Raw genomic sequence first — 13,789 nt, forward strand, 5'->3', positions numbered from 1 at the left:
TCAGGCGAACCGTGCCGCGTGCTTCCTGATAAAAGCCTGGACCGTCATCGGCGGAGTACCGGTCAAATCCTCAATGAAGGAATTGGTGCCGGCGAAAACGCCTTCCTGGTAATCGACGGCAACCGACAGGAGATGCTGCGTGAAGGTGTCGCTGAATTTTGCATCCGTATTCAGGCGCTGTTTGAACAGATCGAGATCGACTGGTTGGTACGAGACCGTCCTACCCAACGCCTTGCTCATCTCCGCCGCAATCTCATGGTGATTCATCTCGACCGGCCCGTAGAGCGGATAGACCTTGCCCGCGTGCGACGCCGGATCGCGAAGGATCGCGGCAATCACGCGACCCTGATCCTCGGCTGCAATCGGCGCATGGCGCCCTTCGCCAAAAGGCAGACGCAGCATCCCGTCCTTTTTGACGGACGCGACTTGACCCGGTAGGTCAACCATTGAGCGAAGAACGTGGGGCGCAGATGCGTTACCGACGTGCCGGCCCAGTCGAACACCTGTTCCGAGATCCAGTGGTCTCGCGCGGCATGGCTTTTCGCTTCACGGCGAGCCGAAATCTGCGACATGTTCACAATCGATTCGATTCCGGTCTCACGGGCGGCCTGTGCAAACGAAGCGCTGGCCGCTATCCCACCAGCCTCGATCGGATAAACGAAATAGGCCGATGAGATGCCTTGAAGAGCGCGTGCGACATCGTCGATATCCGAGAGATCGCCAACCAGCACCTCGACGCCCTGTGCGCGCAGCCGCTCTGAGCGAGCGTCCTCGCGTCGCACCAGGGTTCGTACCTGTTCGCCTGCAGCTAAAAGGGCCGTTGTCGCTGCTCCGCCCGTGTCACCAGTCGCGCCTGCGATAAAAAATTTACGAAAAGCCATTTGAAAGCTCCGCTCCATTCGTTAATTGGGAGGGTGATGAACGTTTCAGTCACCGGATCTGAGCTGGAGTATAGTCATAATCCTGAACGGCGATAGATGAGAATTCCGTACTAGTCTTTTGCGGAATGCCGTTCTCGAGGCGGGCGGCAAGTGAGTCACGCTGCGCTTGCGAACTCACGCTGCAAATGGAATCGAAAATCGCGTCCTTTCTGGACGACCGACCACCGGAGAATGCTCCTGCCATGATCGCCCACACGTTCGCCTCACCCCGCCATTCCACGCGCTATTGGGAGGCCGGGCCCGCCGAGGGGCCACTGATGATCCTCCTTCACGGCTGGCCCGGGCTCGGTCTGATGTGGCGCGCGCAGATCGAGGCTTTCGCGTCGGAGGGCTGGCGCTGCATTGCACCGGACATGCGCGGATACGGCGGCTCATCGACACCAGGCGCGCCCGATGCCTATGCACTCAAAGAGATCGTTGACGATATGGTCGAGCTTCATGACCATCTGGGCGCAAGTCCGGCAATATGGGTCGGCCACGACCTCGGAAGCCCGGTGGCCGGGGCGCTGGCTGCGCATTACGCGAAGCGCAGCCGTGCCGTTGTGTTCGTCTCCGTTCCGTATATGCCCGAGAGCTTCGGGTTGCGCAGTCTGCTGCCCCTGGTCGATCGCACGCTCTATCGCGCCGACCAGTATCCGGACGGGCAATGGGACTACTACCGCTTCTATCTGACTCATTTCGATCAGACCGTTACCGACTTCAATGCCGACATAGCGGCGACACTGGCGGCGATCTATCGGTCTGGAGACCCGAAATCCGTGGACCACATCTATCGCTCTGCGCTGGTCTCGCGCAATGGAGGCTGGTTCGGGTCGGCACGTCGCGCGCCGACGGTGGCGCCGGACGCGGCGCTCTGGCCGTCGGCTGACTTCGACGCGCTGGTTAATGTGTTCCGTGTGACCGGTTTTCGTCCGGGTAACGCCTGGTATCTGAACGATGACGCCAACATCGCCTACGCTCGAATTGCGCCCGACAGCGGCCGCCTGAGCCAGCCTGTGCTGTTCGTGAACGGCGAATTTGATGGCATCTGCGATATCACCCGCAGCGCTCTCGGCGAGCCCATGCGAAACGCCTGCACGGATCTGTCTGTGGCGACGCTGGGCGCAGGCCACTGGCTTCCGCTCGAACGCAAGGCTGAACTCGTCCAGGTAATCCGCGCCTGGCTCGAGGCGAAAAGGCTGTCGTAGCCATCACGGTCACATCCTGACCCGGATAGGGTCCTGCAGGTCGACTAAAGGAGTTGAATGAAATGAGCGCATCGAACAGCGATGAAGTGATTTCAGATTTGAGCGATGGCATCAAACAATACGACATTGCGACCAACGGCATTACCTTGCATGTAACGGAGCAAGGTGAGGGGCCAGCAGTGCTGTTCTGCCACGGTTTCCCGGACACCGCCTATACGTGGCGGCGGCAGATGAAGGCCATTGCGGCGGCGGGTTTTCGTGCGATTGCCCCGGATATGCGCGGTTATGGGCGAAGCTCGGCTCCAGTCGACGCAAACCTCTACACACCGTTGCACACGGCAGGCGACCTGATTGGCCTGCTCGATGCGCTAGCGATTCCCCGCGCCGTCCTCGTCGGACATGACTGGGGGGCGACCCATGCATGGAACGCGGCGCTGATGCGCCCGGACAGATTTCCGGCGGTGTTCTGCCTCAGTGTCCCTTTCGTGCCGCGCGGAGACGCTAGTGTTTTCGACAGAATGCGAAAGGCGGGGCTTCAAGACAAGTTCTATATGTTCGAGCAAATTCGGGCCGACGCCGACGAAATCTGGGCCAACGCAGCGGTGACCATTCCCGGCATTCTGTATTGGGCATCGGGTACCGCGCCAGCTGGCCAGCAGTGGAGTCCACTGGATCCGGCTCGAAGCCTTCATCGTACTGCCCCTGGACCGTTGCCTTCGTGGGCCCCAACAGACTATGTAGCGCATAACATCGCGGAATTTCAGCGTACCGGTTTCCACGGAGGGTTGAATTACTACCGCGCGGCGGAGCCGTATTTCGCCTTGTCCGCTCCGTGGAAGGGCGCGAAGATCGTTCAGCCGTCGTTTTTTATCTGGGGCAAGGCGGACGGTCTGAAAGAGCTATATCCGCTTAGCCTCGACGACCTTCGCGCCGGCTTACCGGGCCTTGTAGGAGGACTCGAACTCGATAACGTGGGGCATTGGGTTCAGCATGAGGCCGCCGCCGATGTCAGCGATCAACTGCTGAAGTTCGTGCGTACCCTTGATCTCGCATGATCGTTTCGGACACTGTCCGGTGTAGTCTCTGCTCCTGGCTCCGTTTAATCGAGCGAAGAAAATGGCGGCGTAACGGGGCCTGAAGTTCTTCTTCACAGTCACGCTCGACCGGCCCGAGCTGATGGTCAGGATGCAACCGGTGCGCGTGCCCCGCATATTGCCCGTCGTGCTCAGTCCCGATGAAGTGCGGCGACTGATCGAGGCGGCCGGCAACCTGAAGCACCAGACCACGCTGTCGGTCGCGTACGGCGCGGGGCTACGCGCCAGCGAAGTGGTAGCGCTGAAGGTCACCGACGTCGACAGCGAACGCATGACACTGCGCATCGAGCAGGGCAAGGGGCGCCGTGACCGCTACGCCATGCTCTCGCCGGTGCTGCTCGAGCGTCTGCGTGTGTGGTGGCGCGTGGCCCGTGCGCAGGGCAGGATGCTCGATGGCGGGTGGCTGTTTCCCGGGCTCGATCCGCTCGATCCGTTAAGCACGCGACAGTTGAACCGTGCCATTCATGCCGCCGCCGAGGCTGCGAACATCGACAAGCGCGTGTCCATGCACACGCTGCGGCATAGCTTTGCGACACACCTGCTTGAACAGAAGGTGGACATCCGCGTGATCCAGGTGCTGCCCGGCCATGCGAAGCTTGAGAACACCGCGCTCTGCGTCCAGGTGGCCACCGACCTGCTGCACGAGGTCACCAGTCCGCTGGACCGCCTGCCTGCCGGGTAGGCCCGCGCGCTGTAACGCCTCATGCTGGAGGTTGCGGACATCTTCCGCAGCCATGGACCAGCGTGGCAAACCACGACACACCTGAGCCTGGGGCAGCTGAAGGTCATGTCGGCCATCGAACGGTGCCGCACGGCGGCACTGGGTGGACATGTGCTGCGCTGTTCAGGCTGCGCAAGGACAGAGGTGTCCTTCAACTCGTGCCGGAACCGGCATTGCCCGAAGTGCCAGGCCAGCGCCGCCCACCGCTGGCTGGAAGCACGCCAGGCCGATCTGCTACCCGTCGAATACTTCCACGTCGTCTTCACGCTCCCCGCGCCCGTCAGTGCGATCGCCTGGTACAACAAACGGATCATCTACGGCCTGCTGCTCGACATCGCCGCCGACACGCTGCGTACCATCGCCGCGGATCCCAGGAACCTCGGCGCCCGGGTCGGCGCCACGCTCGTACTGCACACCTGGGGCTCGGCGCTCACGCATCACCCGCATGTGCACGGCATCGTGCCCGGTGGCGGGCTGTCGCCTGACGGTGAGCGCTGGATCGCCTGCCGGCCCGGCTTCTTCCTGCCCGTGCGCGTCCTGTCACGCCTGTTCCGGCGCCGCTTCCTCGAGGTACTCCAGTCGGTTCACCACCGTGGCGACCTGCAGTTCTTCGGCGAGTACACCGGGCTCGCTGACCCCGCCACCTTTGCCCGGTGGCTTGCGCCGCTACGTACCTGCGAATGGGTGGTCTACGCCAAGCGCCCGTTCGCCGGACCGAAGGCGGTGCTCGAGTACCTCTCACGCTACACGCACCGCGTCGCCATCTCCAACCAGCGCCTGGTCACCTTCGATGAGCGTGGCGTGACGTTCCGCTGGAAGGACTACCGTGCGAAGGGACGCACCCGCTACAAGACCCTGACCCTCGAAACCGGCGAATTCATACGCCGCTTCCTGCTCCATGTGCTACCCGGCGGCTTCCATCGGATCGGTCATTACGGACTGCTCGCCAACCCGGTGCGCCGTACCAGTCTCGCGAGGGTGCGCAATCTGCTGCACGTCGCACCCGAGATCAGCCCGTCACCGGACGAGGCCATCGTCGCAACCCGCCCCGTCTTCATCTGCCGGCACTGCGGCGCACCGATGATCGTCATCGACATCCTCGCGCGCAGCGCCCAGATCCGTGCACCGCCAATGCGCCGGGATCAGACATGAACTCCACGGTTCCTCGACCTGCCTGTCGAACGTTCGCTCTGCGGCAACGCGGCCCAGGGGCGGACGTTTGCGCGTGTCGCTTCGCGAAGCGCTTCGCCCGCGCGCGTCATCCTCGCGCATGCACGACTGCACCGCTCCGCCACGGCGTCAGCGCCCGCTTGGCACCTCGCCTGACCGTGCCGCATCCGACGCCACTCAGCATCCCGGTCTATCAATCGCCATAGCCGTGAAGCTCCGAGCGCATCGGAGCACTCCGCGGTTTCCTCCATCGGGCTTATTCGACGCCTGCCGACATGCGCGGAGGCATGCACATTCCTGCGGCCGATGGCAGGCATCGAATAAACCTTAACGACCTCGGCCTGACGGGGCCGCCCGTAAACCTCAACAGACCTCCGCCCCGCCTATTCGCGAGGACCCGACCGTATGCTACGATCGTTGCAGGTCATGGCCGAGGACGGGGGATTGCCAACATGCTCAACGTTCGTCCACTTGAAGAGCGCGACCTGCCGGAGGGGCAGCGCATCGTGCGGCGCGCCTTCGGTACCTTCTTCGGCGTCGCCGATCCCGATAATTTCTGGACCGATTTCGACTACGTCTATGGCCGCTTCGGATGCGAGCATACCGCCGCCTTCGCTGCCGACCACGACGGCACGCTCGCCGGCGTCAACTTCGCCACCAACTGGGGCAGTGTCGGCTTTTTCGGCCCACTCTCGGTTCGCCCTGATCTGTGGGACAAGGGCATCGCCCAGCCGCTGGTCGCAGCGGTCTCGGAACAATTCGCGAACTGGGGCACGCGCCATGCCGGCCTGTGCACGTTCGCCCAAAGCACGAAGCACATTTGGCTCTATCAGAAGTTCGGCTTCTATCCGCGCTTTCTCACCGCGATCATGGCGGCGCCGGCGGCGGCGTCCGGCCCGCTGCCGCAGGACGCGCGCTATACGGCGCTCGCGGCCGGCGAGCGGCGGGCGGCGGAAGAAGCGAGCCGCGCGCTCAGCGACGAGATCCTCGACGGCCTCGATCTCTCCGCTGAGATCCGCACCGTCGCCGCGCGCGGCCTCGGCGACGCCCTGCTGTTATGGGAGCGTTCGGGCCAGCTGGGCGGCTTCGCGGTTTGCCATTGGGGACCGGCGAGCGAGGCCGGTGCCGATTGTCTCTTCATCAAATTCGGCGCGGTGCGCCCCGGTCCGGGTGCCTCCGATCGGTTCGGCGCGCTGCTCGACGCCGCCGGCGCGCTCGCCACCGCATTGGGGATGGCGAGGGTCCTGGTTGGGGTCAATACCGGGCGCGAGCAAGCCTATCGCCAGATGATGGCACGCGGTTTCCGCAACCAAATGCAGGTGGTGACCATGCATCGGCCTAACGAGCCTGCCTACAGTCGCCCTAACGACTTCGTCCTCGACGATTGGCGCTAGGAAGTTCTGCTCATCGCCTGCCCCCACCGATCTCGGCGACATGTGGCCGTCGATGCTTCTCACGATGGAAGACGAGGCGGATTTCCCCGCCCGTCGACATGAAGACAGAGTCGGTTTCCTCTCCATTGCGCCACCGTCTATCGGAGCCCCTGCCGCGCGAGCGGTCTAGGCCCGCGATCCGAAGCGGACTTTCCAATGAATAGCGGATTCAACCTGTGTGAACGGACACTCAAATGTCCAAATCGTGGCAATGGCGAACGACCGTATATGGCACCCTCTTGCGCTTCGATTGCCCTCACGAATGGCCGCTAGCAGACTTGTACCCAAGGATTCAGTCTCGTCGTGAAAACGCCAAGTCACAACGCCAGCCGAGCGACGTTGCTAATGCTGCGGTGACGCTTCCACAAGGCTCTTAAGTCGCAAGACTGCCGTATCCGATTCAGATTGAATCCGCGCGCGCAGCACGGACCAGTTCAATATCGCGAACCACAACGACGGCGCGCGATAGGTGAATTCACGTTCGAAACGGGTTCCGCTCACAGTCGATGTCAGCGAATAAGTGACGGTGCCGGCCGATCTGCCGTCAATCTTTCCTGCTATCACCCACTTGCTCGGACGCACACGTGCCGCGACTGTCCACACAACGCGGCCACGCCTGCCCGCCACCCTGAATTCCTCCGTTACCTGCTCGCCCACATCGAGCGAATGTTCCACCGAACCGCTGACCGCGAGCGATGACGGATGCCAGATTGGCCAGTGAGCCGGCGTCGTGACATAGTCGAACACGACCGTGGGAGGGCGTTGTATCGACGCAACCGAAATGATGCGCGTGTCGAGCGCAATTCGCTGCGGCAACGGGATAAAGAGCACCGCGATGGCGACGAGCACCGCCAATATTGCGGTGACGAACCGCGTACGGATTTTCATAGCGCCTTGTACTCTCCGCTGTCACAGGCGAAGCTATTTTACGGCGGAGTGGAAAGGACGGCGATCGGCGGCATCCGCCAGGTGCAACGGCCATTCGCTCGGTCAGATTGGCCAGCACATTGTCGGCCTAAGCGGTCAGTCCCCATGGTGCTCAGTAGCGACGCGGATATCTGCTTTGAATTCGGACCGCTCCGTAGGGGGGCGAATTGCGGGGGCCGGATTTCGTTCCGTGACCCTGTCGGCCCTACTTGCACAGCGGATTTTATATGTCACGCTATGACACTTTTGCGGGGGAGTCGCTAATGGTACATAACCCCGGCGCTTATGACAGGAAATCGCGCCTACCGGGGCCCCCCTAATAGACCTAATAGAGCCGTAAGACTTCCTTGATCTGACGCATGGATAACCTGTTGTTCGGCATTCGCACTCCCGACGCAAAAACGTCGAGGGTGCCATGGGTTACCCGCGTGGTTACCTCACATTCCAGCGCTCGACTTCACGTGAAATTCATGCTCGGGCAGTCGTGGAATCCGCGCTCGGGCAAGCGTGGAATCTGCGCTCGACTTGCCGTCGAATACGCACTTGTACGTCGCGTCAGGGACACGATGTCCGTTCTCGCGTACTGCAATGGCCTACGCTCCGGCGCCGTCTCTCAGCATCTCAGGTCAGCTTATTGCGAGAAAACGGTTTATTGCGCGACTGGCGACACTTCGAACAGGCAGTGGTCGTGGCCTTCCGCTGCGCATTGCACTTCCTTCGACTGCGAGCGCGGAGCGCCCTCGCCAGCTTCAGTAGTGTCGTTCACCCAGTCCATAGCGCCGGCGAACCAGCCCGCGAACATGTAGCAAAGCTTGCCGTGCTTGCCCGGTTGCGCCAGCACGAAGGATGAGTGACGGAGTTCGACGCGCGCACGCGCGCTCACCGGATCGACTTCGACGATCGTGAAGATGCCCCATCCTCGTTGCGAAAGACGCTTCACGTAATGCTCGAATACGGCTATGCCACTGATGCCGTGCTGCTTTGCTTCCTTGTCGCACCAGTGATAGGCCGACTTGTAACCCGCCTTGTAGAGGATCTCCGCGTAGGCATCACGCCCGAGCGCCTCTTCGACAGCCGTGTGATTGTTCGTGAAGAAATGGCGCGGGACGTACAGCATCGGCAGTGCGTCAGAGGTCCAGACGCCAGTGTTCGGATCGACGTCGATCGGCAGTTGCGGTTGCATCGCGAGGGTGCTCCGAGGGGTGAGTTTCGGTTCGCGCGGGCGCTCGTCACGGCGCCCGTCGCGTTTCGATGAATGAGGATCGGTCTTCGGTGCTTATGCGCCCCAGACATCGCGGAACACGCGCACCCAGTTTTCGCCCATGATCTTGCGGATGCGCGTCTCGCTCCAGCCTGCGCGCTGCATGGCCGCGGTGAGGTTCGGGAACTCGCCGATCGTGCGGATGCCTTCCGGGTTCACGACCTTGCCGAAGTTCGTCAGACGGCGATAGCGGCCCTTGTCGTGCGTGAGCCAGTCGAAGAAGTCGACGCTGTAGCCCTGCGTGAAATCGGTGCCGATGCCCACCGTATCTTCGCCGGCCAGGTTGACGACATAGTCGATGGCTTCGATGTAGTCCTCGACCGTCGCATCGATTCCGCGCTTGAGGAACGGCGCGAACATCGTCACGCCGATGAAGCCGCCGGCCTCGGCGATTTCCTTCAGCTGTTCATCGGACTTGTTGCGCGGGTGCTCCTTGAGACCCGACGGCAGGCAATGCGAATAGCAGACCGGCTTCTTCGAGAACGCAATGGCCTCCGACGACGTATTGCCACCAACGTGCGACAGATCGACCATGATCCCGACGCGGTTCATTTCGGTAATCACTTCGCGGCCGAAATCCGACAGCCCACCGTCGCGCTCATAGCAACCGGTGCCGACCAGGTTCTGCGTGTTGTAGCAAAGCTGCACGACGCGCACGCCCATGTCGGCGAAGGCTTCGATATAGCCGAGGTTGTCCTCGAACGCATGCGCGTTCTGGAAGCCCAGGATCACCCCAGTGCGGTTTTCCTTCTTCGCACGCGCGATGTCTTCGGTGGTGCGCACGAGCGTCAGCAACTCACTGTTTGCGCGGATCTGCTGCTTCATCAACGAGATGTTGTCGACGGTCTTCGTAAAGCTCTCCCACACCGACACCGTACAGTTGGCCGCGGTGATGCCGCCCTTCCTCATGTCCTCGAACACCGAGCGGTCGAATTTCGAAATGTTCAGGCCGTCGATGATGATGCTGTTCTCATGCAGATTGCTCATTCGATGCTCCGTATAGGCTTCTGGCGTGTGGGGTCGCTATGGCTGTGCGCAAGCTTGGCGATTCGGCGAATCAGTAAATCGGAATGCGTTCGCACAGCGCGAAAATCTCACGGCGTACGCGCTGTTCAGTGGCCGCATCCCTATCCGGATGGTGGCCCAGCGCATCGAACACTTCGAGGATCAGGCGGCCAACCTCGCGGAATTCGCCGACGCCAAGGCCGCGCGTCGTGCCGGCCGGCAGTCTCGGGAAAGCTTCGAACGATCCGGGCTACCTGAGCGGTCGCTGCGCTCCGAGCATCTCGCCTATAGCTGGGTCGTTGTCAGTGCCCACATCTTGCAAGGACATTCGTGAAGTTTCTGGAAGCATCATCCCGCCGATCAGGCCCATGAAAGATACGGCGATCAGATACAAAGCGGGCGACATATTGTTTCCGGTCGTGCCGATCAACCAGGTAGCGACCAACGGCGCGGTGCCCCCGAAGATCGTGTAGGCGAGGTTATAGGTAATGGCCGACCCGGTATAGCGCATCCTGGTTGGGAACACTTCCGACAACAACGCAGCCGTCACCACGCCCGACAACACCGCGCCTGTCGCGAGCATTGCCACGCCGATCAGTGCTGACAGAAATTGTCCCGAGCCCGCGAGCGAGAACGAGGGATAGACGATTACAATCAACAGCGCGCACGTGGTGAATAATGTCATGCGGCGCCCGGCGAAATCAGAATACAGGCCGGCAAGCGGACAAATGGCCGCAGCAAACAGAAGTGCCACAACGGTGATCAGCAGCGAAGTTGCGCGACTCATGTGTCCTACGACCTGCAGATATGTCGCGAAATAGGTAGTAAAGGTATAGAAGGACAATGCTGTCACTGAAATAAATGCACCGAGCTTCAGAATGCCGCCCGCCTGCGTACGGAACGTTTCGCGCAACGGCGCATGCGCCACCTGGTGCTCGCCTTCAAGAGCGCGGAAGGCGGGTGTTTCATTGAGACTGATGCGCAGGTACAGCCCGATGAGCCCGATGGGTGCGGACGCGAGGAACGGCACGCGCCATCCCCACGCGCGCATTGCATCAGCCGAAAGCGTTGCATCAAGCGCATACGCGACGACGGCCGCGATCGCAAATGAAGAAAAAGTCGACACGGGAATAAAGCTGCCGTACCAGCCGCGTTTGTTTTGCGGGGCGTGCTCCATTACGTAGGCACAGGCGCCAGCATACTCACCACCGGCCGAAAAGCCCTGCACGCAGCGAATCACGGTTAGCAACAACGGCGCGAGAGCACCGATGGCGGCGTAGGTCGGCAGCAGGCCGATCAGTGTGGTCGCCCCGGCCATCATCAAGATGGTCAGCGCCAGCGTGCGTTTGCGCCCAATCCTATCTCCAATTACGCCAAACACTATGCCACCGACCGGACGAAATGCGAAAGCCACTGCAAACACCGCGAAAGTCTTCAGGAGGCCCGCGGATGGATCGCTGCTCGGAAAAAACTCGCTAGTGAGGATAGTTGCGAGGAAACCATACGCTGCGAAATCGAACCATTCAACAAAGTTACCAATCGAGGCAGCCATGATGACTTTGCGCAGTGTTCTAATATCGACTTCAGGGGACGGTGCCTTAGACATTCGATACTCCCGTAGTTGCTGTGAGCGTGCCGTGAAAGCATCACCCACATGCGTAATCGATCGCGCTTCAAAAAGTGAGGATCGGTAGTGAGTAGAAGGGACCAAAAGTCGGCGTCATAGAACATTCCCGCCATTACGTTGTAACGAGAGCGCCAGGTTTTCAGCGCGCTGATTCGACTTCCGGTATTTTGAGCGAGGCGGAGGGTCGGCCGGGATTCGCAAAAAATCCGCCGTATCCCGCATCTCCCATCTCGGCCTAAGCCACTGATTTGAATGCGAAATCGATCGTCGGATCGAGCGGAGGCACGGGTCGCCGGAGATCGGGCAGATAGTCATCGAGCGCGTCGTCCAGGCTGAAGAAGCGCTGATTGCGTAGGCGGGCGATGACCCATCTCTGCGCCAGAAGGACCGACAACTCTGCTTTCGGCTTATCGCGGGGTTTTTTACTCCGGGCTGGAATGCGGCCTCGACGGCTAAGGGCGCGGACGAAACCGCGAGCATGGCGCCACGCGCCGGACGCGCGAGCTATCTCGGCGCGCGTGCGGTGGGTTGGCCCGATGGCGGCGCGGTGGCGGTCGCGATCTGGCTTGCCGCGTTGATGCCGCATAGCAGCGGACGCTAGCACGCGCCTTTGGCGCATCAACGAAGCGGAGCCACGCCTTCCACGATGCCCGCCGGCATGCAGATGTGCTTGATCTCGGTGAAGTCGGCGAGCGCGTCGTAACCGTGCAGACGCCCGAGCCCGCTTTGCCGGTAGCCGCCCGTTTCCGCTTCCGCGAACAGCTTGTTGTGATCGTTGATCCACACTGTCCCGTTGCGCAGCGCGCGCGGTGCGCAACGCGCGCGCGCCGTCGTGCGTCCACACGCTGGCCGACAGGCCGAAAACCGTATCGTTGGCCTTCTCAAGTGCTTCCTGCTCGCTTTCAAAAACTTCGAGCGCGACGAACAGCCCGAAAATCTCGTCCTGACAGAAGAACGCCTTCGGATCGCCATGCTCGACGAGCGTCGGCGACAGAAACGCATGGCCGGAGCCCGCGCCGCGCAGCACGTCCTAACGCAGACGTGCATCCTGCGCCCACGTCGTGCGATCGAACACATGGCGCGCGGCGGCGATGGCGGCATCGGCTTCATCCGCGCCGCCGTCGGCGAACCGGTCGATGGCCTCGCCCGTGGCGGGATCGATGCTGTCGAGCGTAGGCGTGCCGGTCCATTCGCCGGCAATCCAGCGTGATGCGTTCATGCGGAGCGTTCCTTCAAAGAAGGGGATGGTTCGTTACACGAAATATTCGAGGCTTGATGCAGCTCGTCGCCGATGATCGCGATCAGCGCTTCGGCCGCCGCGCTCAACGGCCTTCGCGGATGGCTCACGCAGACGACATGCCGCACGATGCGCGGCGCGAGAATCGGGCACGCGCGCAAGGTGCCATGCCGCGCGGCGCGCTCGACCACGATGCGCGGCAGGATCGTCGCAAAGCGCGTGTTTTCGACGAGCTTGAGGATGGTCGAGAGCACGTCGATTTCGAAGCGCGGCGCGAGCAGCACGTCTTCATGCTGCGCGGCGCTGTCGAGCACGCCGCGCAGGCCGTGGCGCTTGGTCGGCAGCACGAGTTCCAGTTCGGGCAGCTGCGCGAGTTCAATGGCGTGCGGCAGATCGGGGCCGTGCGCGGCGCTGGTTGCGAGCACCATCTCTTCGTCGAGCAGCGCGCGGGAGTCGAGCGACAGACGCGCGCGCGGCTTGTTGATGATCGCGGCTTCCAACTGACCGCCCGCCACCCAGTCGATGAAAGTCGCGCTGTAGCCGTCGGCGACCGTGACTTCGACATCCGGATATTGCGCGTGAAAGCGCGAGAGCGAATCCGCGAGCACGCTCTCCGTGACGGACGCAATCAGCCCGATGCCGACGTGTCCCGTCACGACTTCATCGCGCTGAACGATCTGCTGCCGCGCGTGTGCGAGGTCGCGCATGATCGGCAGAAACAGGCGATACATCAGCCGCCCCGCCGCGGTCGGCGCCATGCCGTGCGCGCCGCGCTCGAAGAGTTGCTGATGCAGTTCGTCCTCGAGCTTCGCGATCTGCATGCTGAGCGCGGGCTGCACGATATTCAGGCGCTTGGCCGCCCGCGTAACCGAGCCGTCCTCGAACAGCGCGATGAAGTACTGAATTTGCTTGAGGTCCATCTCACCCCTCGTGCATCAGCGATGCTAATAGCCTCCACCTGCATTATCACGTCGAACGGTGCGTGCCTGCCGCGCGCCGTTGCCGCCCGCGCCCGCCAGTACGGGTTGCGGGACGGATCTATTGATACGTAACTGGAAGAACGCTGTCATCGGGGCTAATACTGATATAAGCGGCAATGATTCAGCGCATCAGAAAACACTATTAGAAGTTATGGCGCGATATCGCTACGCTTGACCCCATCGCTCGCTGCGGCATCACTTTGCCG

General features: G+C 61.8%; 12 protein-coding genes and 4 pseudogenes. 6 read left to right on the plus strand and 10 right to left on the minus strand.

Features of this window, described 5'->3' with window-relative positions:
- Together OKW40_RS28390 and OKW40_RS28395 are read right to left on the minus strand one after the other, a co-directional pair.
- Positions 1–339, minus strand: coding sequence for a hypothetical protein (locus OKW40_RS28390; RefSeq protein ID WP_429492878.1), 339 nt, complete (start codon positions 337–339; stop codon positions 1–3).
- Complete coding sequence (locus OKW40_RS28395; RefSeq protein WP_429492879.1) at positions 336–881, minus strand: NAD(P)H-binding protein; 546 nt, start codon at positions 879–881, stop codon at positions 336–338. Before OKW40_RS28395 ends, OKW40_RS28390 begins: the two co-directional genes overlap by 4 nt.
- 185 nt (positions 882–1,066) lie before the next feature.
- Between OKW40_RS28395 and OKW40_RS28400 the strand changes: the two genes are divergently transcribed.
- From OKW40_RS28400 to OKW40_RS28420, 5 genes and pseudogenes are all read left to right on the plus strand, one after another.
- Positions 1,067–2,128, plus strand: a complete 1,062-nt coding sequence (locus OKW40_RS28400) for an alpha/beta fold hydrolase (RefSeq protein ID WP_429492881.1) — start codon at positions 1,067–1,069, stop codon at positions 2,126–2,128.
- A gap of 62 nt (positions 2,129–2,190) precedes the next feature.
- A complete protein-coding gene (locus OKW40_RS28405) occupies positions 2,191–3,183 on the plus strand; it encodes an alpha/beta hydrolase (protein ID WP_184063183.1) in 993 nt (330 codons plus the stop codon).
- Positions 3,184–3,259: 76 nt separating this feature from the next.
- Positions 3,260–3,904: pseudogene (locus tag OKW40_RS28410) on the plus strand (tyrosine-type recombinase/integrase); the annotation flags it as partial.
- A gap of 21 nt (positions 3,905–3,925) precedes the next feature.
- Positions 3,926–5,095, plus strand: a complete 1,170-nt coding sequence (locus tag OKW40_RS28415) for an IS91 family transposase (protein ID WP_429492883.1) — start codon at positions 3,926–3,928, stop codon at positions 5,093–5,095.
- A 470-nt stretch (positions 5,096–5,565) separates the two neighbouring features.
- Entirely contained in the window at positions 5,566–6,507 is a 942-nt protein-coding gene (locus OKW40_RS28420; protein ID WP_429492885.1) for a GNAT family N-acetyltransferase, read from the plus strand.
- Between the two features lie 381 nt (positions 6,508–6,888).
- Here OKW40_RS28420 and OKW40_RS28425 read toward each other — a convergent pair whose 3' ends face one another.
- From OKW40_RS28425 to OKW40_RS28445, 5 genes and pseudogenes are all read right to left on the minus strand, one after another.
- Entirely contained in the window at positions 6,889–7,434 is a 546-nt protein-coding gene (locus tag OKW40_RS28425; protein WP_184063177.1) for an SRPBCC family protein, read from the minus strand.
- Positions 7,435–8,122: 688 nt separating this feature from the next.
- Positions 8,123–8,656: a DUF5943 domain-containing protein gene (locus OKW40_RS28430; protein ID WP_429492887.1), complete on the minus strand. Its 534-nt coding sequence runs from the start codon at positions 8,654–8,656 to the stop codon at positions 8,123–8,125.
- A 93-nt stretch (positions 8,657–8,749) separates the two neighbouring features.
- Positions 8,750–9,721 (minus strand): dipeptidase, encoded by a 972-nt coding sequence (locus OKW40_RS28435; RefSeq protein WP_090807390.1) that lies wholly within the window; start codon positions 9,719–9,721, stop codon positions 8,750–8,752.
- 70 nt (positions 9,722–9,791) lie between these two features.
- A pseudogene (gene glyA / locus OKW40_RS28440) lies at positions 9,792–9,959 on the minus strand (serine hydroxymethyltransferase); the annotation flags it as partial.
- Between the two features lie 30 nt (positions 9,960–9,989).
- Positions 9,990–11,345: an MFS transporter gene (locus OKW40_RS28445; RefSeq protein WP_184063173.1), complete on the minus strand. Its 1,356-nt coding sequence runs from the start codon at positions 11,343–11,345 to the stop codon at positions 9,990–9,992.
- 454 nt (positions 11,346–11,799) lie between these two features.
- On the opposite strand from OKW40_RS28445, the pseudogene OKW40_RS28450 reads away from it, so the two are divergent.
- A pseudogene (locus OKW40_RS28450) lies at positions 11,800–11,967 on the plus strand (DAK2 domain-containing protein); the annotation flags it as partial.
- Positions 11,968–11,984: 17 nt separating this feature from the next.
- On the opposite strand, the pseudogene OKW40_RS28455 reads toward OKW40_RS28450, so the two are convergent.
- The 3 genes and pseudogenes from OKW40_RS28455 to OKW40_RS28465 all read right to left on the minus strand — a co-directional run.
- A pseudogene (locus OKW40_RS28455) lies at positions 11,985–12,393 on the minus strand (aldehyde dehydrogenase family protein); the annotation flags it as partial.
- Between the two features lie 3 nt (positions 12,394–12,396).
- Complete coding sequence (locus OKW40_RS28460; RefSeq protein ID WP_429492889.1) at positions 12,397–12,585, minus strand: aldehyde dehydrogenase family protein; 189 nt, start codon at positions 12,583–12,585, stop codon at positions 12,397–12,399.
- Entirely contained in the window at positions 12,582–13,523 is a 942-nt protein-coding gene (locus OKW40_RS28465; protein ID WP_184063167.1) for a LysR family transcriptional regulator, read from the minus strand. Before OKW40_RS28465 ends, OKW40_RS28460 begins: the two co-directional genes overlap by 4 nt.
- Positions 13,524–13,789 lie beyond the last annotated feature (266 nt).

Source organism: Paraburkholderia sp. RAU6.4a (assembly GCF_050435625.1).
GTDB lineage: Bacteria > Pseudomonadota > Gammaproteobacteria > Burkholderiales > Burkholderiaceae > Paraburkholderia > Paraburkholderia tuberum.